Here is a 26,119-nt window from a genome sequence, read left to right on the forward strand (position 1 = left end):
CCCCCGGATGTTCCGGGGGCCCGGCCCTCAAGCCTGCCGACGGCTACGCGCTCATCGCGCGAGCTGCCGCCGTCAGTTGTCGTCCTCGTCGATCAGGAAGCCGCGCATCGGCGCCGGCGCCTGCTGCATCGGCTGCGGCGCCTGCGGCCGGACCGGTGCCATCGGCTGGGTCATCGCCGGGGACATCTGCTGCTGGCCGCCGTAGGACGGGGCTCCGCCCATGGACGGCCCGCCGCCCATCGAGCCGTTGCCGCCGTACGACGGGGCGCTCGCGCCCGCCGAAGCCATCGAGGGCGACGGCGGCAGCGACGCCGTGGCCGGCGTCCGCGGCGGGGCCAGCGAGTCGTCCGCCTGGGTCTCCAGCTGACGCAGCTGCGACTCCAGGTACGACTTCAGACGCGTGCGGTACTCACGCTCGAAGCCCCGCAGGTCCTCGACCTTGCGCTCCAGCGTCGCGCGGGCCGACTCCAGCGAGCCCATCGCCACGCGGTGCTTCTCCTGCGCGTCCCGCTCCAGCGCGTCCGCCTTGGCGCGGGCGTCCCGCTCCAGGCCCTCGGCGCGCGAGCGCGCCTCGCCGACGATCTTGTTGGCCTCGGAACGGGCCTCCGCGATCGCCTGGTCGGCCGTCTGCTGGGCCAGCGAGAGCACGCGCGCGGCGCTGTCGCCACCGGGACCCTGCTGCTGCATCGGCTGCTGCATCTGCTGCTGCGGGTGCCCCATGGGGCCGCCCATCGGCTGGCCCATCGGGCCGCCCTGCATCTGGCCGGGGCCGGGGCCCATCGGGCCACCCTGCATCGGGCCGGGGCCGTGGCCACCAGGACCCGCGGGGAGCTGCGGCGCACCGGACGGCAGCTGCGGCGGACCCATCTGCGGGGGCTGCTGCTGGACCGGCGGTCCGGATATGGCGGCGGGCACCGGGGCGCCGGGACCGACGGGACGATCCTGCTGCTCCGGGGGCTTGCGCATGCCCTGCTGCTGGTTCTGCGCAGCGGCACGCGTCGCCGCGGCCAGCTTGGCGCGCAGGTCCTCGTTCTCGCGGAGCAGGCGGGTCAGTTCGGCTTCGACCTCGTCGAGGAAGGCATCGACCTCGTCCTCGTCATAGCCTTCTCGAAGGCGGACGGTCGTGAACTGCTTGTTCCGCACGTCCTCGGGGGTCAGCGGCATCTCTTCTTCACCTCTACGTAGTCGTCGGCAGTCGGCAAGACCGTATCGTCCACATTCACCTCGCGAAGCTGCTCACGATGGAGATCAGGATGTAGACGATGATCATCAGAACGAAGAAGGACAGGTCGAGTGCCACGCCCCCGAGACGCAGCGGCGGGATGAACCGCCGCAGAAGCTTGAGCGGTGGATCGGTGACAGTGTAGGTGGCCTCCAGAACGACCACCATCGCCTTGCCGGGTTGCCATGAACGCGCGAACTGAAACACGTAGTCCATGACCAGCCGGAAGATCAGCACGATGAGGAAGCACATCAGCGCGATGTAGACCACCTGCAGTGCGACGCCCATCCCGCGCTTCCCTCTCCCCTGGCTCTCGTGCTCTCGCTTGTCCGGCCTTCCGGCCGGCCGTTCCGGTCTTCGTTGTCTCAGCTCTGGTTGAAGAATCCGCCCTCTGCGATCCGGGCCTTGTCCTCCGCCGTGACATCGACGTTAGCAGGCGACAACAGGAACACCTTCTGCGTCACGCGCTCAATGCTGCCATGGAGCCCGAAGACGAGTCCGGCGGCAAAGTCGACAAGTCGCTTCGCGTCGGTGTCGTCCATCTCCGTGAGGTTCATGATCACCGGAGTGCCCTCACGGAAGTGTTCCCCGATGGTACGGGCTTCGTTGTAGGTCCGGGGGTGCAGCGTGGTGATGCGGTACGGCTCCCGCTCGGACACGACCTTGGGCATGATCACCGGTGCGTTCTTCTCCAGGCTCGGACGTTCGGGTGTGATGGACGCCACGGGGGCGATTCGTGCCGGACGTCCGCTTTCGGCGGATAGCGAGGCGGCGTGAGCGACCGGCTCACGGGGTGCGGACTGCTGCACCACCCGCACTGGCTCCTCCCGCTCCACCTGACGCGGGGGCTGATGGCGCCGCTCACGCTCGGGTTCCGGTTCCAGCTCGGGTTCGAAGTCGTCGTCGGGGTCGAAGCCCCGGCCGTCGTACCCATCGTCCTCCACGAGGCCGAGGTAGACCGCCATCTTGCGCATCGCGCCGGCCATTCTCTGAGTCCTCCGCTCTGTGGTGGATCGGCCTCGTCACCAAGTGCCCGTGATCCACGCGGTCCGCCCCCGCCGACCGGCGGGAATGACCATATTTTCTGCTGTGGTCCGACTTGCTTGGCGACGTTACCCGAGCCTGGGGCGGACACCCAGTACCGCCGTACCGATGCGCACATGTGTCGCTCCGGCAGCCACGGCGTCCTCGAGGTCCGCACTCATTCCCGCGGACACCATGTTCGCAGCCGGACGGGTCGTGCGCAGGAGAGTCGACAAATCCATCATGCGGTCGAACGCCGCACGTGGGCGCCCCGCGTAGGGCCCGGCGAGCGGAGCGACGGTCATCAGTCCGTCCAGCCTGAGCCCGGGTGCGGCCTCCACGGCGGCGGCCAACTCCTCGATGCCGTCCGGCGCCACGCCACCGCGGTCGCCCCGCTCCCCCGACTCGGCGTCGAGTGCGACCTGGACGAGACAGCCCAGTTCGCGGCCGGCCTTCCCGGCCGCCGCCGAGAGCGCGGTGACGAGCTTCAAACGGTCCACGGACTGCACGACATCCGCATAACTCGTCACAGAACGGACCTTGTTCGTCTGCAACTGGCCGACGAAGTGCCAGCGGAGGTCCAGATCCGAGCACGCCTCGGCCTTGGGCGCCGCGTCCTGGTCGCGGTTCTCGGCGACGTCCCGTACACCGAGTTCGTGCAGAATGCGCACATCGCTCGCGGGGTAGGTCTTCGTGACCACGATCAGGGTCACCTCCGACCGCTTCCGCCCGGCGGCCGCGCATGCCGCGGAGATTCGTTCCTCCACCCGCGCCAGGTTCTCGGCGAGTTCCGACTTACGATCCGTCATGCGTTCTTTCCTGCCGGGGGTCCGGGGGTCGTCCCCCGGGGTGGCACAGCGTCCAACCAGACATATCCCGCGAGTCGCCCCGTGGTGCGATCGCGGCGGTACGAGAAGTGGTCGCCCGACTCACGCGTGCAGACCTCACTGGCCTGCCGGTCCCGGATCCCGAGCCGCTCCAACTGGGCGTGGACCCCTGCGGTGACGTCGACGGCCGGGGTGCCCCAGCTCGTCTCGGCGTACGCGGCCGGTTCGGCCGCCGCCACCTCGGCGCGCATCGCCTCCGGCACCTCGTAGCAGCGCCCACAGACGGCGGGGCCGGTACGGGCGGTGATCCGGGCCGGGTCGGCGCCCAGTTCGATCATGGCCTTCACCACGGCCGGTACGACCCCGGCGACCATCCCGGGGCGCCCCGCGTGGGCCGCGGCGGCGACCCCGGCCACCGGGTCCGCGAGGAGGACGGGGGTGCAGTCGGCGGTCAGGACCGCGAGGGCGAGTCCGCGCCGGGTGGTGACGATCGCGTCGACCTCCGGAACCGGCCGGTCACCCCACGGTCCGTCGACCACCGCGACATCGGGGCCGTGCACCTGGTTCATCCAGACGACCTGCCCGGCGTCGAGCCCCAGCTTCCCGGCGGCCCGCGCCCGGTTGGTGCGGACGGCCTCGGGGTCGTCCCCCACCGCGCCGCCGAGGTTGAGCTCCTCGTACGGAACGGCGCTCACCCCGCCCCACCTGTCGGTGAAGGCGAAGTGCGCGCCGCTCACGGGTTCGAGCTGCTCTATCACTTCAAGAAGTCCGGAACGTCCAGCTCTTCGGCGGAGGTGTCCGGGTACGGGCGGGCCGTCGGGACCACCGGCGGGGCCACCGGCGGCAGGGTGCTCTCGGACGAGGCGGCCGGGGCCGGCTCGGCAGGGGCGGCGGGCTCGTCGGCGCGCGGGGCGACGCTGCCGAGTCCGCCGAGCGGGCGCTCGGTGGCGCGGGGCGCCGGTGCCGGCTCCTCGCGCTTGGCCGAGGCCGAGCTGAGGATGTTGTCCCGGCGGGTCGGCGGCTGGCCGCCGTCGAAGCCGGCCGCGATGACCGTGACCCGGACCTCGTCGCCCAGGGCGTCGTCGATGACGGCGCCGAAGATGATGTTGGCCTCGGGGTGGGCCGCCTCACTCACCAGCTGCGCGGCCTCGTTGATCTCGAAGAGACCGAGGTCGGAGCCGCCGGAGATGGAGAGCAGGACGCCCCGGGCGCCGTCGATGGAGGCCTCCAGGAGCGGCGAGGAGATCGCCATCTCGGCCGCCGCCACCGCGCGGTCGTCGCCGCGGGCGGAGCCGATGCCCATGAGCGCCGAACCGGCCTCGGACATGACCGACTTGACGTCGGCGAAGTCGAGGTTGATCAGACCGGGGGTGGTGATGAGGTCGGTGATGCCCTGCACACCGCTCAGCAGCACCTGGTCGGCCGACTTGAAGGCGTCGAGCACGGAGACCTGGCGGTCCGAGATCGAGAGCAGCCGGTCGTTCGGGATGACGATGAGGGTGTCGACCTCTTCGCGGAGCTCGGCGATGCCGTCCTCCGCCTGGTTGGCCCGACGGCGTCCCTCGAAGGTGAACGGCCGGGTGACCACACCGATCGTCAGGGCGCCGAGCGAGCGCGCGATGTTGGCCACGACGGGTGCGCCGCCGGTGCCGGTGCCGCCACCTTCGCCGGCGGTGACGAAGACCATGTCGGCCCCCTTGAGGACCTCCTCGATCTCCTCACGGTGGTCCTCTGCCGCCTTGCGACCGACTGCCGGGTTGGCCCCGGCCCCGAGGCCGCGGGTGAGTTCACGGCCGACGTCGAGCTTGACGTCGGCGTCGCTCATCAACAGCGCTTGCGCGTCGGTGTTGATCGCGATGAACTCGACGCCCTTGAGACCGACCTCGATCATTCGGTTGATGGCATTGACACCACCGCCGCCGACACCGATGACCTTGATGACTGCGAGGTAGTTCTGCGGTGCTGCCACGTCGAAGGCCTCTCGCCTCGAGTTACGTGTCGCCGCTTCGCGGTGGTAGTCGCGCTGCGACGACGGATGCCGATGGGACGGTCCGAAACGCCGACCCAAACCCTAACGTTGAAGTTTAGGGTTACCAGTGTCTCTGTTCGCTGGACTCTTCCGAACAGGACACTAAGTCGACAAGTGGCGCACGTTCAACGAACACGCCGAACCTCCCGTTTTTCTTTTCACCCTATGTGATCACCCGTAGCGCTGGCCAACCAGGGTGCTGGCCAGCGCGTATGGGCGTCAACTCCCCGACGCGACGGGCGCCGTGGGGGCGCTTACATCGAAGTGCCCCGCTTTGGGCATCGCCTTCATCAGAGCGGTGAGGACACGGGCCTTGACGGCACCGTCCTCGCCGCTGCCCCAGAAGACCGTCCGGCCGTCGCCGAGCACCAGGGTGATGGAGTCGTACGAGGCAACCTCGACGACACGGGTGTCCCGGGCGATTTTCCCGGGGAGTTCGCCCGTCACGCCCACGGCTTCGAGCAGCAGCCGGTCCTCGTCGAAGCGGCGCAGGCTCGGCGCGGAGCCGGCGTTCAGAAGGAGCGTCGGTACGCCTGAGGGGGCTTTGTCCACCGTGGCGAAACGCGTTCCGGCGGAGTCCACTTCAATGAACTTTCCGCCCTTTTCCACCACCAGAACCGGCTTCCGTTCCGTCACTTTCAGACCGATTCCATGCGGCCAGGACCGAACGACTTCGACCGAGTCGATCCGGGGCAGTTTCCGGAGCAGTCGCGCCTCGATGGCGTCGGTGTCGACCGTGACGAGCGGGGAACCGATCGGCACGGCGGCGACCTCCTCCACCTCACGGGGCGTCAGAACGCGCGTCCCGGAAGTCGTCACGTGTTCCACGCGCAGCCAGGTGGAGCCGTAGAGCGCCCAGAATCCGCCTGCCGCGATCAGGACGACGGCGAGCGCGAGGAGCAGAAGGCGCGGCGCAGGCACCCGGAACTTCTGATTCCGGGTGCCTGGGCGGGAGGAGTCCCGCTCCGACGACCCCTTCGGCTCGCGTGTGCCACGCTTCTCCGCTGTCGTCGGTCCCGACACGTCCCTGCCTCCTGTGCTGTGCGGGTGCGGCCCGCCGTCTACGAGCGCCGCGCGGCGATCGCCTCGTACACCATGCCGACGAGCAGGTCGTCGGCGTCCCTGCGGCCGAACTCGGCGGCGGCGCGGGACATCTCGTACAGGCGGTGCGGGTCGGCCAGTACGGGCAGGACGTTGCCCTGCACCCACTGCGGGGAGAGTTCCGCGTCGTCGACGAGCAGTCCGCCGCCCGCCTTGACCACCGGCTGGGCGTTGAGCCGCTGCTCGCCGTTGCCGATGGGCAGGGGAACGTACGCGGCGGGCAGCCCGACGGCCGAGAGTTCGGCGACGGTCATCGCGCCGGCGCGGCAGAGCATCATGTCCGCCGCCGCGTACGCGAGGTCCATCCGGTCCACGTACTGTACGGGGACGTACGGCGGCATCCCGGGCATGTTGTCGACACGCGGCATCTCGTTCTTCGGGCCGACCGCGTGCAGGATCTGGATGCCCGAGCGCTGGAGCACCGGGGCGATCTGCTGGATGACCTCGTTGAGGCGCCTGGCGCCCTGCGAGCCGCCCGAGACGAGCAGCGTCGGCAGGTTCGGGTCGAGACCGAAGGCCGCGCGCGCCTCGGGCCGGACCCGGGCCCGGTCGAGGGTGGCGATCGTGTGCCGCAGCGGGATGCCGATGTACCGGGCGTTGCGCAGCTTGGAGTCCGGGGTGGCGACGCCGACCCCGGCCGCGTAGCGCGAGCCGATCTTGTTGGCCAGGCCGGGCCGGGCGTTGGCCTCGTGGACCACGATCGGCACCCCGAGGCGCTTGGCCGCCAGGTAGCCGGGCAGCGCCACGTAGCCGCCGAAGCCGACCACGCAGTCCGCCTTGGTGCGCTCCAGGATCTGCTCGGCCGCCTTGATGGTGCCGCGCAGCCGTCCGGGGACGGTGATCAGCTCAGGGGTGGGCTTGCGGGGCAACGGCACGGCGGGAATGAGCGCCAGCTCGTAGCCCCGCTCGGGCACGAGCCGGGTCTCCAGACCCTTCTCCGTGCCGAGCGCCGTGATCCCCACGGTCGGGTCCTGCCTGCGCAGGGCGTCCGCGAGGGCGAGCGCGGGCTCGATGTGGCCGGCGGTCCCCCCACCGGCGAGTACGACATGCACCGAAATTCACCGCTCTCCGGACGGACGCTTCTTGACGCGCCGTCGCATCGACTTCCATCTCACCCCGGCCCGCCTACCCCAGCCGGGGCGCCGCATGGCCAGGGCCGCTTTCGCGGCGGGATCCTGTCGCGCGAAGGCGATGAGGAGCCCGACGGCGAACATGGTCGGCAGCAGGGCCGACCCCCCGTACGAGAACAGCGGGAGCGGGACACCGGCGATCGGCAGCAGACCGAGCACCGCACCGATGTTGATCACGGCCTGCGCCGTGATCCAGGTGGTCACGCCTCCCGCGGCGTACCTCACGAAGGGGTCCTCCGTGCGTCCGGCCACGCGGATACCCGCATAGCCTAGAGCCGCGAACAGGGCGAGTACCGACAGCGTCCCCGCAAGACCCAGTTCCTCCCCGGTGACGGCGAAGATGAAGTCGGTGTGCGCTTCGGGTAGTTGGCCCCATTTTTCCACACTGGCGCCCAATCCGGAACCGAACCATCCGCCCGACGCCAGAGCATAGATGCCGTGGGCCGCCTGGAGGCAGGGCGCGCCCTCTCCCCCGGGGTCGGTGGCACCGATGCAGGCGAAGCGCTTCAGCCGGTTGTCGCTGGTCCTGATCAGCAGGAAGCCGATCGTCCCGGCGACCGTCAGCACCCCGACGAAGAGCCTGGTGGGCGCGCCGGCCGTCCACAGCAGCCCGAAGAGGATCGCGGCCAGCACGATCGCCGTGCCCATGTCCCCGCCGAGCATGATCAGGCCGAGCAGCAGGAACGTTCCGGGCACCAGCGGGACCAGCATGTGCTTCCACTGGGTGAGCAGTTTCATGTCCTGCTTACGGGCCAGCAGGTCCGCGCCCCACAGGATGAGCGCCAGCTTGCCGAACTCGCTGGGCTGCAGCATGAACGGACCGCCGAGCGAGATCCAGTTCTGGTTGCCGCCGACCGCTCGCCCTATCCCCGGGACCTGGACGAGCACCATCAGGAAGACGGCGCCGACCAGGATCGGGTACGCGAGCGCCCGGTGCAGCTTCACCGGCATCCGGGAGGCGACCAGGAGCAGCGCGGCGCCGAGGACTGCGGCGAAGAACTGCTTGCGGAAGAAGTACGAGGGCACCAGGTCGTAGCGGAGCGCCGTGATCATCGAGGCGCTGTAGACCATCACGAGGCCGAGCATGGTGATGAGCAGCGCGGCGCCGAGGATGACGTAGTACGCGGTCAGCGGACGGTCCCAGGCCCGCCGCGCCTGCTCGTACATCCGCCGTACGCCGCCGGCACGGGCGGGCCGCGGCGGCGCGGGAACGCGGCCTCCGCCGCGGACGGCGGAGGGCCGGCGGGTCCCGGCGGTTCTGCTCGGCATGGTCGCTGTCCCCTCCAGTCGTGCCCGGCGCGGCCGGACCTCCTTGCTGGTCAGGTCAGACGCGCCCGGTGGTGGCGAGGGCGCGGACAGCGTCCGCGAAGGCCTCGCCCCGCTTGTTGTAGTTGGCGAACATGTCCATCGAGGCGCAGGCCGGGGCCAGCAGGACCGTGTCACCCGGCCGGGCGAGCCGCGCCGCCTCCTGGACCGCCTCGGACATCGCCCCAGTGTCGGTCCGGTCGAGGTCCACGACCGGGACCTCGGGGGCGTGTCGCGCGAGGGCTTCCCTGATCAGCGCGCGGTCGGCGCCGATCAGGACGACGCCGCGCAGACGCTTGGCCGAGGCGGCGACGAGCTCGTCGAAGGTCGCGCCCTTGGCGAGGCCGCCGGCGATCCAGACGATCGGGTCGTAGGCCGCCAACGAGGCTTCCGCGGCATGGGTGTTGGTGGCCTTGGAGTCGTCGACGTAGACGACGCCCTCGATCTCCTCGACCAGTTCGATGCGGTGCGGGTCGGGCCGGAAGGCCCGCAGTCCGTCCCGTACGGCCTTCGGCTCGACGCCGAAGGCGCGGGCGAGGGCCGCCGCGGCGAGGGCGTTGGCGACGTTGTGCGGGGCCGGCGGCTGGACGTCGGCGACCTCGGCGAGCTCCTGGGCCTGCTTCTGCCGGTTCTCGACGAAGGCCCGGTCGACGAGGATGCCCTCGACGACACCGAGCTGGGAGGGGCCGGGTGTACCGAGGGTGAAGCCGATCGCGCGGCAGCCCTCCTCGACGTCGGCCTCGCGGACCAGGTCCTCGGTGGCCTTGTCGGCGACGTTGTAGACGCAGGCGACGTGGTTGCCCTCGTAGATCCGGCCCTTGTCGGCGGCGTACGCGTCCATGGAGCCGTGCCAGTCGAGGTGGTCGGGTGCCAGGTTGAGCACCGCGGCCGAGTGGGCGCGCAGCGAAGGCGCCCAGTGCAGCTGGTAGCTGGAGAGTTCGACGGCGAGGACGTCGTAGGTCTCCTCGCCGAGGACGGCGTCGAGGAGGGAGACGCCGATGTTGCCGACGGCGGCGGTGCGCAGCCCGGCGGCCTCCAGGATGGAGGCGAGCATCCGCACGGTCGTGGTCTTGCCGTTGGTGCCGGTGACGGCGAGCCAGGGGGCGGCGTCGGGGCCGCGGAGCCGCCAGGCGAGCTCGACGTCGCCCCAGACCTCGACGCCCGCCTCCGCGGCGGCGGCGAAGAGCGGCTTGTCGGGCCGCCAGCCGGGGGCGGTGACGACCAGTTCGGTGCCCTCGGGCAGGGTGTCGCCGTCGCCGAGGCGGACGGTGATCCCCTCGGCCTCCAGCTCGGTCGCCTGGGCCCGGGAGCGCTCGTCGTCGCCGTCGTTGACGACGGTCACGACGGCGCCGAGGCCGTGCAGGACGCGGGCGGCCGGGATCCCGGAGACCCCGAGACCCGCGACGGTGACCCTCTTGCCGTTCCAGCTCACTTTTCGGATGCCCATCCCGCGTAGAAGAGGCCCAGGCCCACGATCACGCACATGCCCTGGATGATCCAGAACCGGACGACGACCAGGACCTCCGACCACCCCTTGAGTTCGAAGTGGTGCTGGAGCGGAGCCATCCGGAAGACGCGCTTGCCGGTCATCTTGAACGAACCGACCTGGATGACCACCGACATGGTGATCAGTACGAACAGGCCGCCGAGCAGGGCGAGCAGCAGCTCGGTACGGGAGCAGATGGCGAGACCGGCGAGCGCGCCGCCGAGGGCGAGGGAGCCGGTGTCACCCATGAAGATCTTGGCCGGCGAGGTGTTCCACCACAGGAAGCCGAAGCAGGCACCCATGAGGGCGGAGGCGACGACCGCGAGGTCGAGCGGGTCGCGGACCTCGAAACAGGCGTTGGGGTTGGTCAGGGTCAACGCGTTGGCGCAGGACTCCTGGAACTGCCACAGGCCGATGAAGGTGTACGCGCCGAAGACCATCACCGACGCGCCGGTGGCCAGGCCGTCCAGACCGTCCGTCAGGTTCACGCCGTTGGACATGGCCAGGATCATGAAGAGAGCCCAGACCACGAACAGCACCGGTCCGATGGACCAGCCGAAGTCGGTGATGAAGGAGAGCTTCTCGGAGGCCGGGGTGAGCCCGCGCAGGTCGGCGAACTGCAGGGAGAGCACGGCGAAGGCGATGCCGACGATCAGCTGGCCGGCCATCTTGGCCTTGGCCCGCAGACCGAGCGAACGCTGCTTGACGATCTTGATGTAGTCGTCGAGGAAGCCGACGAGACCCATGCCGGCCATCAGGAAGAGGACCAGGACGCCCGAGTACGTCGGGTCCTCACCGGTGATGACCTTGGCGAGGGCGTACGCGATGAGCGTGGCCAGGATGAAGGAGATACCGCCCATGGTGGGCGTGCCCTTCTTCCCGGCGTGGCCGCGGGGACCGTCGTCGCGGATGAACTGCCCGTACCCCTTGCGGGCAAGGAGCTTGATGAGCAGCGGGGTGCCGATCAGGGTCAGGAAGAGCCCGATGGCTCCCGCGAAGAGGATCTGCCTCATCCGCCCGCGACCTCGCTCTCGGAGTCGAGGAGGGCCAGGGCGACCTGCTCCAGACCGACCGACCTGGAAGCCTTCACAAGGACGACGTCCCCTGGGCGCAGCTCACTGCGCAACAGGTCGACCGCCGCCTGCGCGTCGGACACGTGCACCGACTCCTCACCCCACGAACCCTCGTTATATGCGCCCAGTTGCAGCCAGGACGCTTCCCTGTCCCCGACCGCGACGAGCTTGCTGACGTTGAGCCGGACGGCGAGCCGTCCGACCGCGTCGTGCTCGGCGAGCGATGCGTCTCCGAGCTCGGCCATCTTGCCGAGCACCGCCCACGTGCGGCCCCCCTGGGCCTGTGCGGCCCGGCCCATGGCCGCGAGCGCGCGCAGAGCGGCTCGCATGGACTCGGGGTTCGCGTTGTAGGCGTCGTTGACGATCGTCACGCCGTCCGGACGCTCGGTGACCTCCATGCGCCAGCGCGACAGGGTGCCCGCCTCGGAGAGCGCGGTGGCGATCTCCTCCACGGGCATGCCCAGCTCATGGGCGACGGCGGCCGCGGCGAGCGCGTTCGACACGTGGTGCTCACCGTACAGGCGCAAGGTCACGTCACTGCACCCGGTGGGTGTGTGAAGACTGAATGAGGGCTGTCCCGCCGCGGTGAGGCGGACGTTCTCGGCACGTACGACCGCTTCGTCCGACTCTCCGAACAGCGTCACGCGCGCCTGGGTCCGCGTCGCCATGGCGCGCACGAGCGGGTCGTCGGCGTTGAGGACGGCCACGCCGCCCTGGTCGGCCGGCGGCAGGGACTCGACGAGTTCGCCCTTCGCCTGGGCGATCTGCTCGCGGCCGCCGAACTCGCCGATGTGGGCGGTGCCCACGTTGAGGACGAGTCCGATGCGCGGCGGGGTCAGTCCGGTGAGGTAGCGGATGTGACCGATGCCGCGGGCGCCCATCTCGAGGACCAGGTGCTTGGTCTCGTCGCTGGCGCGCAGCGCCGTCAGCGGCAGCCCGATCTCGTTGTTGAGCGAGCCGGGCGTCCAGACGGTCGGCGCGTGGCGCTGGAGGACCTGGGCGATCAGGTCCTTCGTGGAGGTCTTGCCGGCCGATCCGGTCAGCGCGACGACATCGGTGCCGAGGCGTTCGACGACGGCGCGCGCGAGGGCGCCGAGCGCCGCCTGGACGTCGTCCACGACGATGGCGGGCACGCCGACGGGACGGGCGGCCAGGACGGCTGCCGCGCCCGCCTCGACGGCGCGGGTCGCGTAGTCGTGGCCGTCGACCTGTTCGCCGGCGAAGGCGGCGAACAGGCTGCCGGGCTTCACCTCACGGGAGTCGATGACGACGGGGCCGGTGATCCGGACGGCCGGATCCGGTATGTCGTACGACTGCCCGCCGACGATTTCGGCGATCTCGGCGAGGGAGAGGGCGATCAATGCTTCATCCCTGACTGTTCTTGTGACGGTGTTCGATCGCTTCGCGCAGAACCTGACGGTCGTCGAAGGGGCGTACGACCCCGTGGATGTCCTGGCCCTGCTCGTGGCCCTTGCCGGCGACGAGCACGGTGTCGCCGGGCTGTGCGCGGGCCACGGCCGCGGCGATGGCGGCGGCCCGGTCGGCGTCGACCAGGACGTCGCCGCGCTCGTGCGCGGGCACCTCGGCGGCGCCCGCGAGCATCGCGGCCAGGATCGCGAGGGGGTCCTCGGAACGGGGGTTGTCGGAGGTCAGTACGGCGGTGTCGGCGAGGCGCGCCGCGGCGGCGCCCATCGGGCCGCGCTTGGTGGTGTCCCGGTCGCCGCCGCAGCCGAGGACGATGTGCACCTTGCCCTCGGTGACCTTGCGCAGCGAGCGCAGGACCGATTCGACGGCGTCCGTCTTGTGCGCGTAGTCGACGACCGCGAGGTAGGGCTGGCCGGCGTCGACGCGCTCCAGACGGCCCGGGACGCCGGGGACGGCGGCGACGCCGTCGGCGGCGGTCTGGGGGTCGAGCCCGGCGACGGCCAGGGTGACGATTGCGGCGAGGGTGTTGGCGACGTTGAACGGGCCGGGCAGCGGGGCGGCGGCGGAGATCCGCTCGCCCTCGGGGCCGACGACCGTGAACGTGGAGCCGTGGGAGCCGATCTCGACGGACTCGGCGCGCCAGTCGGCGTCCGGGTGCCCCTCGGCGGAGAAGGTGACGACCGGAACGCCCGCCTCCGTGGAGAGCCTGCGGCCGTAGGCGTCGTCGAGGTTCACCACGCCGCGCCTGCTGCGCTCGGGGGTGAAGAGCCGCGCCTTGGCCTGGAAGTAGTCCTCCATGTCGGAGTGGAACTCCATGTGCTCCGGGCTCAGGTTGTTGAAGACGGCGACGTCGAAGACGCAGCCGTCGACCCGGCCGAGCACGAGGGCGTGGCTGGAGACCTCCATGGCGACCGCCTCGACCCCGCGTTCGCGCATGACGGCGAAGAGGGCCTGGAGGTCGGTGGCTTCGGGGGTCGTACGTTCGGACTTGATGCGCTCGTCGCCGATCCGCATCTCGACCGTGCCGATGAGGCCGCTCTTGCGGCCGGCCGCCTGCAGGCCGCCCTCCACCAGGTAGGCGGTGGTGGTCTTGCCGGAGGTGCCGGTGATCCCGATCTGGAGGAGGTCCTCACCCGGCCGGCCGTAGATCTCGGCGGCCAGCTCGCCCATCCGGCCGCGCGGGTTCTCCACCACCAGGACCGGCAGGCCGGTCGCGGCGGCGCGGTCGGCGCCCGCCGGGTCGGTGAGGATCGCGGCGGCGCCGAGGCCGGCGGCCTGGGCGGCGAAGTCGGCGCCGTGCACCCGGGCGCCCGGGAGGGCCGCGTACACGTCGCCGGGGCGTACCGCCCGCGAGTCGTGGGTGATGCCCGAGACGTCGGTGGCGCCGGGCGCCTCGATCCCGAGCCGGTCGGCCAGGTCACCCAGGGGTGTCGGGCGGGCCTGCTCCGGGCGGGGCGGGGTGGTTCGGTACTGATCAGCGTGTGGCACGGCGGTGAGCGTACCGGGCCCACCCGTCGCGGGGCCAAAAGAGGGCCGGACGTCGCCGGAGTTCGATTTCCGGTTCCCGGAATCGGGGGTGATCGTGCTCACTGGTACTCCCGGGGTGTCACTCGCTGTCATCGAACGTGACCGGCAGTCGTGCGGGCTCGCTGCCGGTCGGGGCCACATGGAGGGTCTTGAGGGCGAACTCCATGACCTTCTTGTAGATGGGGCCGCAGATCTGGCCGCCGAAGTAGTTGCCCTTGGTGGGGTTCTGGATGGCGCAGTAGACCGTGATCTGCGGGTCGTCGGCGGGCGCGAAACCGGCGAAGGAGGCGGTGTACCCCTTGTAGCGGCCGAGTGCGGGGTCGACGCGGTTGGCGGTGCCGGTCTTGCCGGCGACCCGGTAGCCGGGGATACGGGCCTTGGTACCGGTGCCCTCCTCGTCGCCGACCACGGACTCCAGCATCTGCGCGAGGGTCTTGGCGGTCTTCTCGCTGACGACCCGCGTCTGCTCGGGCGCGGGCGCCGGGGTGAACCGGCCGTCGGGGCCCTTGGTGCCGCGGACGAGCGTGGGCTCGATGCGTACGCCTCCGTTGGCGATGGTCGAGTAGACCGAGGCGGCCTGCATGGCGTTGATCGAGAGGCCCTGGCCGAAGGGGATCGTGTACTGCTGCGAGGTCGACCAGTTCTGGGGCTTGGCGAGGATGCCCGGGGTCTCGCCGGGGTAGCCGAGCCCTGTGGGGCTGCCGATGCCGAACTTGCGCAGGTACGAGTAGAGGACCTGGTTGGCCTCGGCCTGGGTCCTGCCCAGCTGGCCGGTGGCCAGGATCGTGCCGATGTTGCTGGACTTGGCGAGGACGCCGTTGAGCGTCAGGTACCAGGTCGGGTGGTCGACGTCGTCCTTGAAGAGCCGGTCGCCCCGGTGCAGCCGGTTGGGGACGACGACATGGGTGTCGGGCGTCGCCACGCCCTCCTCCAGGACGGCGGCCATGGACATCACCTTGCTGGTGGAGCCGGGCTCGTATGCGTCCTGAAGGGCCGCGTTGCCCATGGCGGCGGCGTTGGCGGCCGACAGGTCGTTGGGGTCGAAGCCGGGGGCGTTGGCCATGGCCAGGACCTCGCCGGTCTTCGTGTTCTGCACTATGACGTAGCCGCGGTCGGCCTTGGACTTCTGCACCTGCTCGGTGATGGCCTGCTGGGCGGCCCACTGGATGTCCCGGTCGATGGTCAGCTCGATGTCGGAGCCGGGCACGGCCGGGGTGCCCTGGGAGCCCGCCGTGGGCACCTGGCGGCCGCCGGACTGGGCGAACCTGATCTTGCCGTCCTCGCCCGCCAGCTCCTTGTCGAGCATGGATTCCAGGCCGCCGGCGCCCCGGCCCTCGGCGTTGACGTAGCCCAGTATCCCGGCGGCCAGCTCCCCGTTGGGGTACACGCGCTTGGTGCTGGGCTCGCTGAGGATCCCGCCGAGCAGGTTGACGCCGTTGCCGCCCTCGGCGGGCTTGGCCTTCTTCTCGTAGACCTTCTTGAGGTCCTTGATCTGGTTCCAGACCTGGGGGGTCTGCTTGCGGGCGAGCAGGGTGTAGCGGGACTTGGGCGTACGGAGCTTCTTGGCGAGGTCCGCGGGCTGCTTGCCCAGGAGCGGCGCGAGGAGCGCGGCGGCCTGCTCCGGGGCGTCCTTGATCTTGCTCTCCTCGGGGGTGAAGAGCTTGGGGTCGGCGGTGATGTCGTACGCGTCGACGCTGGCGGCCAGCGCGATGCCGGAGCGGTCGGTGATCTCGCCCCGGTCGGCGGAGAGCGTGTACTCCTGGAAGCGGTGGGCATCGGCCTTGGCGGCCAGGGCGCTGGCGTCGACCGCCTGCACCTGGAGGAGCCGGACCACGAACGCCAGCATCACGAGGGTCAGACCCAGGGAGACGAGCCGCAGCCGGGGCTTGGGGCTGCCGAGCCGGATGGTGCGTGCCTTGGGCCGCGCCGGAGGGCGGGACGCGGGCCTGCGCGGGGCGCCTCCCGACCGGGCGGAGGCCGGGCGGGCGGCGGGCCCCGACGGACGGGAGCGGGCCGGGCGGGCGGGCCGATCGGGCCGGGCGGGGCCGGGCACACGGCGGCGCGGGGGCTCCTTGGGAGGCACTGAGGTCACCTGCCGGAGTTCGTCGGGGCGGGCTCGGTCGTCGTCGCGGGTGGGGGCGTGACGGGGGTGGGCTGCGAACCGGGGGCGGACTGCACGCCGGGGGCGGACTGCGTGCCGGGGGTCGCGGCGGGCGGCAAGGCCGACCCGGACGGCGTGCCGGTGGGCGTGGCCGGTGGTGCGCCGGCGGGCGTGGCCGGCGGCGTGCCGGCGGGGGTGCCCGTAAGTGCGCCGGCCGGCGGTGTGCCGCTCGGTGTGGCCGTGGCCGTCGGGGTCGGGTCGGGCTTCGGGGCGGAGGCCTTGGAGGGCCGGCCCCGGACCGTACCGTCCGGGTCGAGGAAGGCGGGGCTGCCGCCGGGGACCATGCCGAGCTCCCGGGCCCGCCGCTCCAGCGCGTCGGGCGCGGAGTGGTCGTCCACGTCCCGCTGGAGGGCCTGCTCCTCGTCGGTCAGCTCGGTGGTGCGGTTCTTGAGGTCGCGCAGCTTGAAGGAGCCCTGGTTGAGGGCGGAGTTCAGCAGCAGGAGGGTGATGAGCCCGCCGCCGAGGAGCAGCACGACCAGCAGGACGAAGGGGGTACGGGCGGCGCTGCTCGGTCCCGACGGCATGAGCCGCCCGAGTCGCGCGGCCCGCCCTTTGAGCGGCCCCTTCGTGGTCATGCTCGCTCGCCCTCGTTCGCTTCTCCGCCCGCGAGGCGCAGAGGCGCGGGCATCGTCGTCGGCAGCGGCCCGGTGGCCTCGCGTGCGTCGCTCACGGCAACACGTCCTCCCGAACGCGCTGCGCTCCTCGCAGCCGGGCCGGGGCCGCGCGGCGGTTCTCGGCGATCTCCTCCTCGGTGGGGAGTTCGGCGCCGCGCGTGAGCAGCTTCAGGCGGGGCTGGTACTGCTCGGGGACCACCGGCAGGCCGGGCGGCGCGGTGTTCGCCGCGCCCGCCGCGAAGACCTGCTTGACCAACCGGTCCTCCAGCGAGTGGTACGAAAGGACCGCGATCCGGCCGCCGACCGCGAGCGCCTTCACCGCCGCCGGGATCGCCCGCTCCAGGACGGTGAGTTCGCCGTTGACCTCGATGCGCAGGGCCTGGAAGGTGCGCTTGGCCGGGTTGCCGCCGGTGCGCTTGGCCGCCTGCGGGAGCGCGTCGCGGATCAGCTCGACCAGACGCGCGCTGTTGGTGAAGGGCTCCCTCTCGCGCTCGCGCACGATCGCGGAGACGATCCGCTTGGCCTGCTTCTCCTCGCCGTACGCCCGCAGGATCCGGACCAGCTCACCGGGCGGGTAGGTGTTGAGGACCTCCGCCGCGCTGACCCCGGTCGTCTGGTCCATGCGCATGTCGAGCGGCGCGTCCTGCGCGTAGGCGAAGCCGCGGTCGGCCTCGTCGAGCTGCATGGAGGAGACGCCCAGGTCGAAGAGGATGCCGTCGACGCGCGGGACGCCGAGCCGGTCGAGGACCTCGGGCAGCTCGTCGTAGACCGCGTGGACGAGGGTCGCGCGCTCCCCGTAGGGGGCGAGCCGCTCGCCGGAGAGCCGTAGCGCCTCCTTGTCCCGGTCGAGGGCGATCAGGCGCACCTCGGGGAACCGCTTGAGCAGGGCCTCGCTGTGCCCGCCGAGGCCGAGGGTGCAGTCGACGACGACCGCGCCGGGGCGCTCCAGGGCGGGGGCCAACATGTCCAGGCACCGCTGGAGCATCACCGGGACGTGTCGGTCGTTGCTCAATGCGCCCTCTCAGAATTCGGCTCAGATTCGGCGCGGCCGCTACGCATCCGCCGCACACGCGGGGGAGAAACTGCGGAAATCGCTCAATGTCTCCGGGAACTTCGCGTCACTTTAGTCCACTGACCCTGGCGGTCAATCAACCGGCTGGCGCGTCGCGCGGCCCTTCGAGCGGAGCCGGGCATTCCCGACGACTCACCCGTTCGGGCCCGCTGTCCTCATGCGTGTGGGTTACCTCACAACAAGGCTCATTGATGTTCTTTGTCCACTCTCACAGCGGGCCCCGCGTGACGGTGACCATTACCGTCGTATTCATGTCGACCTCTGCGCACCTTTCCGCCGAATCCACCGACTCCGCCGACGTGATGGGCGCCGCCGGCACGGTCACCGACCGGCTCGTCGAGGCCAACGAGCGGTACGCCTCCCGGTTCACCGACCCGGGCATGGACGCCAAGCCCGTCCTGCGGGTGGCCGTCGTCGCCTGCATGGACGCCCGGCTCGACCTCCACGCCGCGCTGGGCCTGGATCTCGGCGACTGCCACACCATCCGCAACGCGGGCGGCGTGGTCACCGACGACGTGATCCGCTCCCTCACCATCAGCCAGCGCGCCCTCAAGACCCGCAGCGTGGTGCTCATCCACCACACCGGCTGCGGCCTGGAGTCGCTCACGGAGGAGTTCCGGCACGAGCTGGAGATGGAGGTCGGGCAGCGGCCGTCGTGGGCCGTGGAGTCCTTCCGCGACGTCGACCAGGACGTGCGCCAGTCGATGCAGCGCGTGCGGACCTCCCCGTTCCTGCTGCACACCGACGACGTCCGCGGCTTCGTCTTCGACGTCACCACGGGTCTGCTGCGCGAGATCGACCCGGCCTGATCCCGACCGGGATCTTGACGTGATCCCCGCTGGTTCACCGGGCGCAACACAGCAAACCCCGGCATATCGCTCCCACTTGTCCACAGGCAAGTGACACAACCCGGCCGAGGCAACAAGAATGCTCGGGTGACACCCCCCGAATGAACCGCGGGGGCAGGTGTCGGTGTTTACGGAGGGGCCGAGGAGGGCCGGGTGACGACCTATGACGATCGAGCGAGCCTCACAGATCTGACCACCACAGCGGAGCGCGTCCGCAGGTCGGTGGAGGGTGTGATCGAGGGCAAGCCTGAGGTCGTACGGCTTTCGCTGACCGTGCTGCTCGCCGAGGGACATCTTCTGATCGAGGATGTCCCCGGCGTCGGCAAGACGATGCTGGCCAAGACGCTGGCGCGGTCCATCGACTGCTCGGTGCGCCGCATCCAGTTCACGCCCGACCTGCTGCCTTCGGACATCACGGGCGTGTCGATCTTCGACCAGCAGCGGCGGGACTTCGAGTTCAAGCCGGGCGCGATCTTCGCCCAGATCGTGATCGGCGACGAGATCAACCGCGCCTCGCCGAAGACCCAGTCCGCGCTCCTGGAGTCGATGGAGGAGCGTCAGGTCACGGTCGACGGGCAGACGTACGAGCTGCCGAGCCCGTTCATGGTGGTGGCCACGCAGAACCCGGTGGAGATGGAGGGCACGTACCCGCTCCCCGAGGCGCAGCGCGACCGCTTCATGGCCCGGGTCTCGATCGGCTACCCCAGCGCCGAGGCCGAGCTCCAGATGCTCGACATCCACGGCGCGGTCAACCCGCTCGACGACCTGCAGCCGGTCGCGCACGCCCACGACATCGTCAAGCTGATCGACGCGGTGCGGAGCGTCCACGTCGCCGACTCCGTCCGCCGGTACGCCGTGGAGATCGTCGCCGCGACCCGTACGCACCCGGACCTGCGGCTCGGCGCCTCCCCGCGAGCCACGCTCCATCTGCTGCGCGCCGCCAAGGCGTCCGCCGCGCTCAGCGGCCGCGAGTACGTCCTGCCGGACGACCTCCAGGCCCTCGCCGTGCCCGTCCTCGCCCACCGGCTGCTGCCGACGGCGCAGGCCCAGCTGAACCGGCGGACCTCGGAGCAGGTCGTCCTCGACATCCTGCAGCGCACGCCCGTCCCGGCCGCGGCTCCGCCCGCCGGCCCGCACTACGGCCAGCAGCAGCCCGGCGTCGTCCGGCCGCTGTGATGGCCACCTCCGCCGCGCCGGAGGGGCAGCGAGCCGACGACGACCGGGACGGTCGCCCGGGTGAGGACAGCACCGGTGTACGCGCCGCCCTGAGCGGTCTCACCACGCGCGGCCGGTCCTTCCTCGCCGCCGGTGTCGCCGCCGGGATCTGCGCCTACGTGCTTGGCCAGGGCGACCTGCTGCGCGTCGGGCTGCTGCTCGCCGTGCTGCCGCTGCTCTGCGTCGGCGTGCTCCACCGCACCCGCTACCGGGTCGCGGGCAGCCGGCGGCTCTCCCCGCAGCGGTTGGCGGTCGGCTCGGAGGCCCGGGTCCACCTCCGGATGGACAACGTCTCCAAGCTCCCCACCGGGCTGCTCATGCTCCAGGACCACGTCCCGTACATGCTCGGGCCGCGGCCCCGGTTCGTCCTGGACCGGGTCGAGGCGGGCGGCCGGCGCGAGGTGTCGTACCGCGTCCGTTCCGACCTGCGCGGCCGATTCCCGCTGGGCCCGCTCCAGCTGCGGCTGAACGACCCGTTCGGCATGTGCGAGTTGACCCGCTCCTTCAGCGCGTACGACACCCTGACCGTCGTCCCCCGGACCGAGCCGCTGCCGCCGGTGAAGCTGAGCGGCGAGGCGGCGGGATACGGCGACGGCAGCCTGCGCTCGCTGGCGCTGGCCGGGGACGACGACATCATCCCGCGCGCCTACCGCCACGGCGACGACCTGCGCCGGGTCCACTGGCGGTCCACCGCGCGCTACGGCGAGCTGATGGTGCGCCGCGAGGAGCAGCCACAGCGGGCCCGCTGCACGGTGCTGCTGGACACGCGCGGGATCGCCTACCAGGGCGCGGGCCCGGACTCGGCCTTCGAATGGGCCGTGTCGGGCGCGGCCTCCGTCCTGGTGCACATGCTGGAGCGCGGCTTCTCGGTACGGCTCCTCACCGACACGGGCACCGCGGTGCCGGGCGAGGGCGCCGAGGGCTTCGCGGGCGCCTCGCAGGACACGGCCGAGGCGGCCGGGCTGATGATGGACGCCCTCGCCGTCGTGGACCACTCCGACGGGGCGGGCCTCTCCCGCGCGTACGACGTGCTGCGCGGGGGGAACGAAGGCCTGCTGGTCGCCTTCGTCGGCGACATCGACGACGAGCAGGCCGCGCTGGCCGCGCGGATGCGGCCGCGCGGCGGCGCGGCCGTCGCCTTCGTCCTGGACTCCGGGACGTGGCTGACCGGCGGCGCGGTGGCAGGCGCGATCGACGAACGGCTGCGGCAGCTGCGCGAGGCCGGGTGGACGGCGCTGGCCGTGCCCCCGGGCGCCCGGCTCGGCGAGCTGTGGCGACAGGCGGCCGGCATCCGGGCGGAGAGCGCCTCGGGTGACACGTACGGAGGTTGGTCATGAGCGGCCGCGGGCGGCTGACACTGGGTGCCTACGCCGCCACGCTGATGGCCGCGGGCGCGCTTCTTCCGCTGGTGAAGCCGTCGACGTGGATCTTCACGGCGGCGATCCTGCTGGCGCTGCAGAGCGGGGTCGGCGCGCTGACCCGGCGGGTGCCGCTGGCGAGGCCGCTGACGGTGGCGGCGCAGTTCGTCGCGTCCCTCGTGGCGCTGACCCTGGTCTTCGCACGGGAGCAGGCGCTGCTCGGGCTCCTGCCGGGGCCCCAGGCCTTCGGGCGGTTCGCCGCGCTGTTCCAGGCGGGCGCCGACGACATCGGTACGTATGCGCCGCCCGCCCCCGACACCGACGGCATCCGGCTGATGGTCGTCAGCGGGGTGCTCCTGATCGGGCTCCTGGTGGACACCCTCGCGGTGACCTTCCGCAGCGCGGCCCCGGCGGGTCTGCCACTGCTCGCGCTGTACTCGGTGGCCGCGGGGCTCTCCGAGGGCGGCGCGAGCTGGATGTGGTTCCTGCTCGCGGCCTCCGGCTACCTCCTGCTGCTCCTCACCGAGAGCCGGGACCGGCTCTCGCAGTGGGGCCGGGTCTTCGGCGGCGCGGCGCGGACCGGCCGCCCGGGGACGGGCGGCTCCGGGGGCGTTCCCGAGGGCGGGAAGGCGCTCGCCGCGGGGCGGACGGGACGGCGGATCGGTGTGGTCGCCATGGGCGTCGCGCTCGCGGTGCCGGCGGTGCTGCCCACGCTCCCCGGCGGCCTGTTCGGCGGGGCCGGCGACGGACCGGGCGACCGGGGCAAGGGCGGCACGATCTCGGCCGTGAACCCGCTGGTCTCGCTCCAGGACAATCTCCGGCAGCCCGAGGACCGTGAGGTGCTCCGCTACCGGACGAACGCGACCGACACGAGCGGCATGTATCTGCGGCTCGTGGCGCTCGACCAGTTCGACGGCACGTCGTGGAAGTCCTCGGTCCGCCCGATCGGGGACGTGCCCGAGCGACTGCCCCGGCCTGCGGGGCTGAGCGATCAGGTCCGCACGATCGAGGTGACGGGGAACTTCGTCGCCTCCCCGACGTACGAGCAGAAGTGGCTGCCGATGCCCTTCCCGGCGGACCGGGTGGAGATCGGCGGGCGCTGGCGGTACGAGCCGGCCGGGCGGATGCTCGTCGGCGACGACGGGCAGAACACGTCCAACGCCCGGTACACGGTGACGAGCCTGGACGTGCGGCCGACGGCCCAGCAGCTGTCGGCGGCCCCGCCGGCGCCGGAGGCGCTCCGCGCGGAGTACACCAAGGTCCCCGACTCGCTGCCGCTCGACGTACGGGCGAAGGCGCTGCAGGTCACGAAGGGCGCCCGGAACGACTACGAGCGGGCCGTGAAGCTCCAGGACTGGTTCACGACGGACGGCGGGTTCCGCTACGACGTCGAGGTGGACTCCGGTACGGGAGTCCAGGCGATCTCTCGCTTCCTGGAGCGCCGGGAGGGCTTCTGCGTCCACTTCTCCTTCTCGATGGCGGCGATGGCGCGGTCGATCGGGATCCCGGCGCGGGTGGCGGTCGGCTTCATGCCGGGCACCCGGCAGTCCGACGGCACGATGTCGGTCGGCATCCGGGACGCCCACGCCTGGCCCGAGCTGTACTTCGAGGGTGCGGGGTGGACGCGGTTCGAGCCGACCCCGTCGCGGGGCTCCACACCGGAGTACACGCGTGAGCAGTCCCCCTCGGGCACGCCCACCGAGTCGGCGCGGCCGTCGACCAGCGCGTCGGCGGTGCCGTCCGCCGCTCCTCGGACCTCGGAGAGCTGCCCGGTGCAGCTGCGCCGGCAGGGCGAGTGCGGTCAGGAGGAGGCGGCGGGCGCCGCTTCGTCGGACGGCGGCGGCGCGGATCCGCTGACGGTGGTGCTGGTGTGCCTGGGGGTGGCGGTGCTGCTCCTGCTACCGCTGTCGCCCCTCCTGTGGCGGACGCGGGTGCGGGCGCGGCGGCTCGGTTCCTCGGGCCGTACCGCCGAGGACGGGGTGGCCAGGACGCTCGCGGCGTGGCGGGAGATCAACGACACGGCCTGGGACCACGGGGTGGTCCCGGACGAGTCGATGACGCCCCGGAGGACGGCGGCGCGGATCGTCCGCCTCGGCAAGCTGGAGGGCGAGCCGGCCAACGCGGTGCATCGCGTGGCGCGGGCGGTCGAGCAGGTCCTCTACGCCCCGCAGCCCCGCCCGGGCACGGCCCTGGTGGCCGAGGTCTCCCTGGTCCGCTCGGGCTTCGCGACGACGGCGTCGCGCGGCGTCCGACTCAGGGCGCTGCTGCTGCCGCGCTCGGCGGCCCAGGTGGTCTGGGCGGCGTCGACGTGGTGGTCGGCGACGACAGCGCGCTGGGGCGCGAGCCGCGAGGCGTGGACGACCCGCCTCCGCCCCAAGACCCACACGGAATCCTGAGGCCGGGGCCTGCGGCCGGGGGGGGCGGCCACTCGCCGCCCCCCTCCGTGGGGGGGAGTCTCGGCGGAGCCGCCGCCCACCGCGGCGCGGGCCCGGGATGCGAGGAGCCCCGTGGGCTGGGCGCGCGCTGGGCGGGCCGGGCTCACGGGGCTCCGGGAGTTGTCAGGGGCAGGGCCCTCGGCGCGGTCTCAGTGACCGCCGCCCTGCTGTTCGTCGCGGCGGCGCTGCCACCGCTCCTCGATCCGGTTCATCATCGAGCGGCGCTGTCGGGTCCGACGACCACCCGCCGCCTCACCACTCGCCTGCTGCTCACCCGGCTTGGGCGCCTTGCGCCATCCGGTGACCGCCAGTACCGCGCAGCCCAGCATGACGAGGAACCCCACCACGCTGATCCAGATCTGCTGAGCGACCATTCCAGCCATGAGGAGCGCGATACCCACCAGGAAGCCGGCGACTGCCTGGTAGACCCGTCGCCGGGTGTACGTACGCAGTCCGCTTCCCTCGAGCGCTGTCGCGAACTTGGGATCTTCGGCGTACAGCGCTCGCTCCATCTGCTCGAGCATTCGCTGCTCGTGCTCCGAGAGCGGCACGGAGTCCTCCTAGTCGTCGGTCGCGGGGGCGACCGGGATGCGGCCCTTTCAGGATAGGCAGGGAATCGCCCCCGTGAAACCCGCCCTCAACGCCTATTCGCCAATCCGGGCCGCCATGCGGTTCGGGTTGCTGAGGCGTTGATTCCCCAGCACCTTGCCCGTCATGCCGGACGATGTCCCCCGATCATACGGGGCAAAGCCGTCGACCGGGGGTCCTGTGGCGTACTCCATGTGCGGCTGCGCCGCTGATCAGCCGCGCAGCGCCGTGCTGTCAGCCGCGCTTCTCCCCCAGGAGGTGCAACTGGGTGGCGATGGCATGGAACGACGGAAGCTCCGCCGCGGCGGCCTCCAGCTTGAGCAGGGCCTCCGCCGCGCCGGGCTCGGTGTCGACCAGGGCGCCGGGGACCAGGTCGGCGAAGACCCGTACGCCGTGCACCGCGCCCACGTCCAGACCGGCCGCGCCCGCGAGCTCCGTGAGCTGGTCGGCGGTGAAGCGCCGGGGCACCGGGTCGCCGTCGCCCCAGCGGCCGTCCGGGTCGCCCAGGGCGTTCCTGGCCTCGGTGAAGTGTCCGGCCAGCGCGCGGGCGAGGACGGCGCCGCCGACGCCCGCCGCGAGCAGGCTGAGCGCGCCGCCGCCCCGCAGCGCCGCGGCCGCGTTCCGCACGCCCTCCGCCGGGTCGTCCACGTACTCCAGGACGCCGTGGCAGAGCACCACGTCGTACCCGTCGCGACCGACCACGTCGAACAGCCCCCGGATGTCGCCCTGGACCCCGCTGACCCGCTCGGCGACGCCGGCCTCGGCGGCCCGGCGCTCCAACGCGAAGAGGGCGTTGGGGCTGGGGTCGACGACCGTGACCCGGTGGCCGAGCCGGGCCACCGGCACCGCGAAGTTGCCGGAGCCGCCGCCGGTGTCGAGGACATCGAGGCTGTCCTTCCCGGTGGCCTTGACCCGGCGGTCGAGGGCGTCCTTGAGGACGTCCCAGACGACGGCCGTACGAAGGGAGGCGCGCGACGGGCGCGACGACGCCTCTCGACCGAAGACAGGGGAAGGGTCCGACACGGCTGTTGACTCCTCGGTGACGGTGTACGAACGCCTCCCACCCTATGGCCTCGCGCGCCGTCCCCGGCTCAACCGCCCTTCGGCCCCCGCGGACCGGCCTCCTCGGCTCCGGACCGGCGGGGCAGCACGGGCGACAGGACGAGGAGGCGCTCGACCAGGCGCAGGAACATCGCGGCGTCCCGGATCAGGTCGTCGGCGTCCCGCGGGGTGGCCGCGCCCGGTATGCCCGCCTCCGCCCGCGCCCGGCGGGCCGCGCCGGAGGCGAACAGGGCGCTCCACTCGGTGAGCTCGGGCGCTATCTCGGGCAGCACCTCCCAGGCGCTGCGGATCCGGGGCCGTTTACGGGGGTTGGTCTCGGGCCTGCCCCGGACGGCGAGCACGGCGGCGGCGGTGCGCAGGGCGGCGAGGTGGGCCGTGGCGTACCGCTCGTTGGGCCGGTCGAGGCCGACCGCCTCGACGAGGCCGGCACGGGCCTGGGCCAGCAGGTCGAGGGCGGCGGGCGGCGCGGTCGAGCGGCGCGGCACGGGGTGGACGTCGGCGGCCGGTCCGGCCAGGGCAGGGGCAGGGCGGCCGCCCGTGCGGCGCCGGGGCGCGGCGGCTGCGGAGGAGCTGGTCATGACGAGCCTCCTGTCGTCGTGTGACGGCTCTGTGTCCGTA

23 protein-coding genes are annotated in these 26,119 nt (G+C 71.9%); 4 read left to right on the plus strand and 19 right to left on the minus strand.

The window, feature by feature from the left end; genetic code table 11:
* Positions 1-72: 72 nt before the first annotated feature.
* The 16 genes from ACWF79_RS31505 to rsmH form a co-directional block, all read right to left on the minus strand.
* Positions 73-1,164, minus strand: coding sequence for a DivIVA domain-containing protein (locus ACWF79_RS31505; protein WP_453731591.1), 1,092 nt, complete (start codon positions 1,162-1,164; stop codon positions 73-75).
* Positions 1,165-1,219: 55 nt separating this feature from the next.
* Positions 1,220-1,510, minus strand: a complete 291-nt coding sequence (locus ACWF79_RS31510; protein ID WP_019885526.1) for a YggT family protein — start codon at positions 1,508-1,510, stop codon at positions 1,220-1,222.
* Between the two features lie 77 nt (positions 1,511-1,587).
* Positions 1,588-2,208, minus strand: a complete 621-nt coding sequence (locus tag ACWF79_RS31515; RefSeq protein WP_453731592.1) for a cell division protein SepF — start codon at positions 2,206-2,208, stop codon at positions 1,588-1,590.
* A gap of 126 nt (positions 2,209-2,334) precedes the next feature.
* Positions 2,335-3,054 (minus strand): YggS family pyridoxal phosphate-dependent enzyme, encoded by a 720-nt coding sequence (locus tag ACWF79_RS31520; RefSeq protein ID WP_453731593.1) that lies wholly within the window; start codon positions 3,052-3,054, stop codon positions 2,335-2,337.
* Positions 3,051-3,830, minus strand: coding sequence for a peptidoglycan editing factor PgeF (pgeF, locus tag ACWF79_RS31525; protein ID WP_453731594.1), 780 nt, complete (start codon positions 3,828-3,830; stop codon positions 3,051-3,053). The genes ACWF79_RS31520 and pgeF overlap by 4 nt, the downstream gene beginning before the upstream one ends.
* Positions 3,827-5,041, minus strand: a complete 1,215-nt coding sequence (ftsZ, locus tag ACWF79_RS31530; RefSeq protein ID WP_453731595.1) for a cell division protein FtsZ — start codon at positions 5,039-5,041, stop codon at positions 3,827-3,829. Before ftsZ ends, pgeF begins: the two co-directional genes overlap by 4 nt.
* 279 nt (positions 5,042-5,320) lie before the next feature.
* Positions 5,321-6,124: a cell division protein FtsQ/DivIB gene (locus ACWF79_RS31535; RefSeq protein ID WP_453731596.1), complete on the minus strand. Its 804-nt coding sequence runs from the start codon at positions 6,122-6,124 to the stop codon at positions 5,321-5,323.
* A 38-nt stretch (positions 6,125-6,162) separates the two neighbouring features.
* Entirely contained in the window at positions 6,163-7,254 is a 1,092-nt protein-coding gene (murG, locus tag ACWF79_RS31540; RefSeq protein WP_453731597.1) for an undecaprenyldiphospho-muramoylpentapeptide beta-N-acetylglucosaminyltransferase, read from the minus strand.
* A gap of 6 nt (positions 7,255-7,260) precedes the next feature.
* Positions 7,261-8,601: a putative lipid II flippase FtsW gene (gene ftsW, locus ACWF79_RS31545; RefSeq protein WP_453731598.1), complete on the minus strand. Its 1,341-nt coding sequence runs from the start codon at positions 8,599-8,601 to the stop codon at positions 7,261-7,263.
* 55 nt (positions 8,602-8,656) lie between these two features.
* A complete protein-coding gene (murD, locus tag ACWF79_RS31550; protein ID WP_453731599.1) occupies positions 8,657-10,084 on the minus strand; it encodes a UDP-N-acetylmuramoyl-L-alanine--D-glutamate ligase in 1,428 nt (475 codons plus the stop codon).
* On the minus strand, positions 10,066-11,136 hold the full coding sequence (mraY, locus tag ACWF79_RS31555) for a phospho-N-acetylmuramoyl-pentapeptide-transferase (protein WP_453731600.1): 1,071 nt from the start codon (positions 11,134-11,136) through the stop codon (positions 10,066-10,068). The genes murD and mraY overlap by 19 nt, the downstream gene beginning before the upstream one ends.
* Positions 11,133-12,557, minus strand: coding sequence for a UDP-N-acetylmuramoyl-tripeptide--D-alanyl-D-alanine ligase (locus ACWF79_RS31560; RefSeq protein ID WP_453731601.1), 1,425 nt, complete (start codon positions 12,555-12,557; stop codon positions 11,133-11,135). Before ACWF79_RS31560 ends, mraY begins: the two co-directional genes overlap by 4 nt.
* 4 nt (positions 12,558-12,561) lie before the next feature.
* A complete protein-coding gene (locus ACWF79_RS31565; RefSeq protein WP_453731602.1) occupies positions 12,562-14,211 on the minus strand; it encodes a UDP-N-acetylmuramoyl-L-alanyl-D-glutamate--2,6-diaminopimelate ligase in 1,650 nt (549 codons plus the stop codon).
* 16 nt (positions 14,212-14,227) lie between these two features.
* Positions 14,228-16,231 carry a penicillin-binding transpeptidase domain-containing protein gene (locus ACWF79_RS31570; RefSeq protein ID WP_453731603.1) on the minus strand — a complete coding sequence of 668 codons (2,004 nt, stop codon included), beginning with the start codon at positions 16,229-16,231 and terminating at the stop codon, positions 14,228-14,230.
* Between the two features lie 5 nt (positions 16,232-16,236).
* Positions 16,237-16,884 carry an FtsB family cell division protein gene (locus tag ACWF79_RS31575; protein ID WP_453731604.1) on the minus strand — a complete coding sequence of 216 codons (648 nt, stop codon included), beginning with the start codon at positions 16,882-16,884 and terminating at the stop codon, positions 16,237-16,239.
* 91 nt (positions 16,885-16,975) lie between these two features.
* Positions 16,976-17,935, minus strand: a complete 960-nt coding sequence (rsmH, locus tag ACWF79_RS31580; RefSeq protein WP_453731605.1) for a 16S rRNA (cytosine(1402)-N(4))-methyltransferase RsmH — start codon at positions 17,933-17,935, stop codon at positions 16,976-16,978.
* A gap of 311 nt (positions 17,936-18,246) precedes the next feature.
* Between rsmH and ACWF79_RS31585 the strand changes: the two genes are divergently transcribed.
* The 4 genes from ACWF79_RS31585 to ACWF79_RS31600 all read left to right on the plus strand — a co-directional run bounded on the left by ACWF79_RS31585 (position 18,247) and on the right by ACWF79_RS31600 (position 23,812).
* Positions 18,247-18,804, plus strand: a complete 558-nt coding sequence (locus tag ACWF79_RS31585; RefSeq protein ID WP_453731606.1) for a beta-class carbonic anhydrase — start codon at positions 18,247-18,249, stop codon at positions 18,802-18,804.
* Positions 18,805-18,996: 192 nt separating this feature from the next.
* A complete protein-coding gene (locus ACWF79_RS31590) occupies positions 18,997-20,019 on the plus strand; it encodes an AAA family ATPase (RefSeq protein WP_453731607.1) in 1,023 nt (340 codons plus the stop codon).
* On the plus strand, positions 20,019-21,395 hold the full coding sequence (locus ACWF79_RS31595; protein ID WP_453731608.1) for a DUF58 domain-containing protein: 1,377 nt from the start codon (positions 20,019-20,021) through the stop codon (positions 21,393-21,395). The genes ACWF79_RS31590 and ACWF79_RS31595 overlap by 1 nt, the downstream gene beginning before the upstream one ends.
* Entirely contained in the window at positions 21,392-23,812 is a 2,421-nt protein-coding gene (locus ACWF79_RS31600) for a transglutaminase TgpA family protein (protein ID WP_453731609.1), read from the plus strand. Before ACWF79_RS31595 ends, ACWF79_RS31600 begins: the two co-directional genes overlap by 4 nt.
* Before the next feature lie 188 nt (positions 23,813-24,000).
* Here the strand turns inward: ACWF79_RS31600 and ACWF79_RS31605 are convergent, their stop codons facing one another.
* The 3 genes from ACWF79_RS31605 to ACWF79_RS31615 form a co-directional block, all read right to left on the minus strand.
* Positions 24,001-24,402, minus strand: a complete 402-nt coding sequence (locus tag ACWF79_RS31605) for a DUF3040 domain-containing protein (protein ID WP_453731610.1) — start codon at positions 24,400-24,402, stop codon at positions 24,001-24,003.
* 271 nt (positions 24,403-24,673) lie between these two features.
* Entirely contained in the window at positions 24,674-25,462 is a 789-nt protein-coding gene (locus tag ACWF79_RS31610; protein WP_453731611.1) for a class I SAM-dependent methyltransferase, read from the minus strand.
* A gap of 68 nt (positions 25,463-25,530) precedes the next feature.
* Entirely contained in the window at positions 25,531-26,079 is a 549-nt protein-coding gene (locus tag ACWF79_RS31615; protein WP_453731612.1) for an SAV_6107 family HEPN domain-containing protein, read from the minus strand.
* Positions 26,080-26,119 lie beyond the last annotated feature (40 nt).

This window comes from Streptomyces sp. NPDC054975 (assembly GCF_053609105.1).

Coding starts and splice junctions, on each gene's coding strand:
- ACWF79_RS31505 (WP_453731591.1), bottom strand. CDS start 1,164: ATGCCGCTGACCCCCGAGGACGTGCGGAACAAGCAGTTCACGACCGTC.
- ACWF79_RS31510 (WP_019885526.1), bottom strand. CDS start 1,510: ATGGGCGTCGCACTGCAGGTGGTCTACATCGCGCTGATGTGCTTCCTC.
- ACWF79_RS31600 (WP_453731609.1), top strand. CDS start 21,392: ATGAGCGGCCGCGGGCGGCTGACACTGGGTGCCTACGCCGCCACGCTG.
- ACWF79_RS31515 (WP_453731592.1), bottom strand. CDS start 2,208: ATGGCCGGCGCGATGCGCAAGATGGCGGTCTACCTCGGCCTCGTGGAG.
- mraY (WP_453731600.1), bottom strand. CDS start 11,136: ATGAGGCAGATCCTCTTCGCGGGAGCCATCGGGCTCTTCCTGACCCTG.
- ACWF79_RS31585 (WP_453731606.1), top strand. CDS start 18,247: ATGTCGACCTCTGCGCACCTTTCCGCCGAATCCACCGACTCCGCCGAC.
- ACWF79_RS31575 (WP_453731604.1), bottom strand. CDS start 16,884: ATGACCACGAAGGGGCCGCTCAAAGGGCGGGCCGCGCGACTCGGGCGG.
- ACWF79_RS31595 (WP_453731608.1), top strand. CDS start 20,019: ATGGCCACCTCCGCCGCGCCGGAGGGGCAGCGAGCCGACGACGACCGG.
- ftsW (WP_453731598.1), bottom strand. CDS start 8,601: ATGCCGAGCAGAACCGCCGGGACCCGCCGGCCCTCCGCCGTCCGCGGC.
- ACWF79_RS31615 (WP_453731612.1), bottom strand. CDS start 26,079: ATGACCAGCTCCTCCGCAGCCGCCGCGCCCCGGCGCCGCACGGGCGGC.
- ACWF79_RS31520 (WP_453731593.1), bottom strand. CDS start 3,054: ATGACGGATCGTAAGTCGGAACTCGCCGAGAACCTGGCGCGGGTGGAG.
- murD (WP_453731599.1), bottom strand. CDS start 10,084: ATGGGCATCCGAAAAGTGAGCTGGAACGGCAAGAGGGTCACCGTCGCG.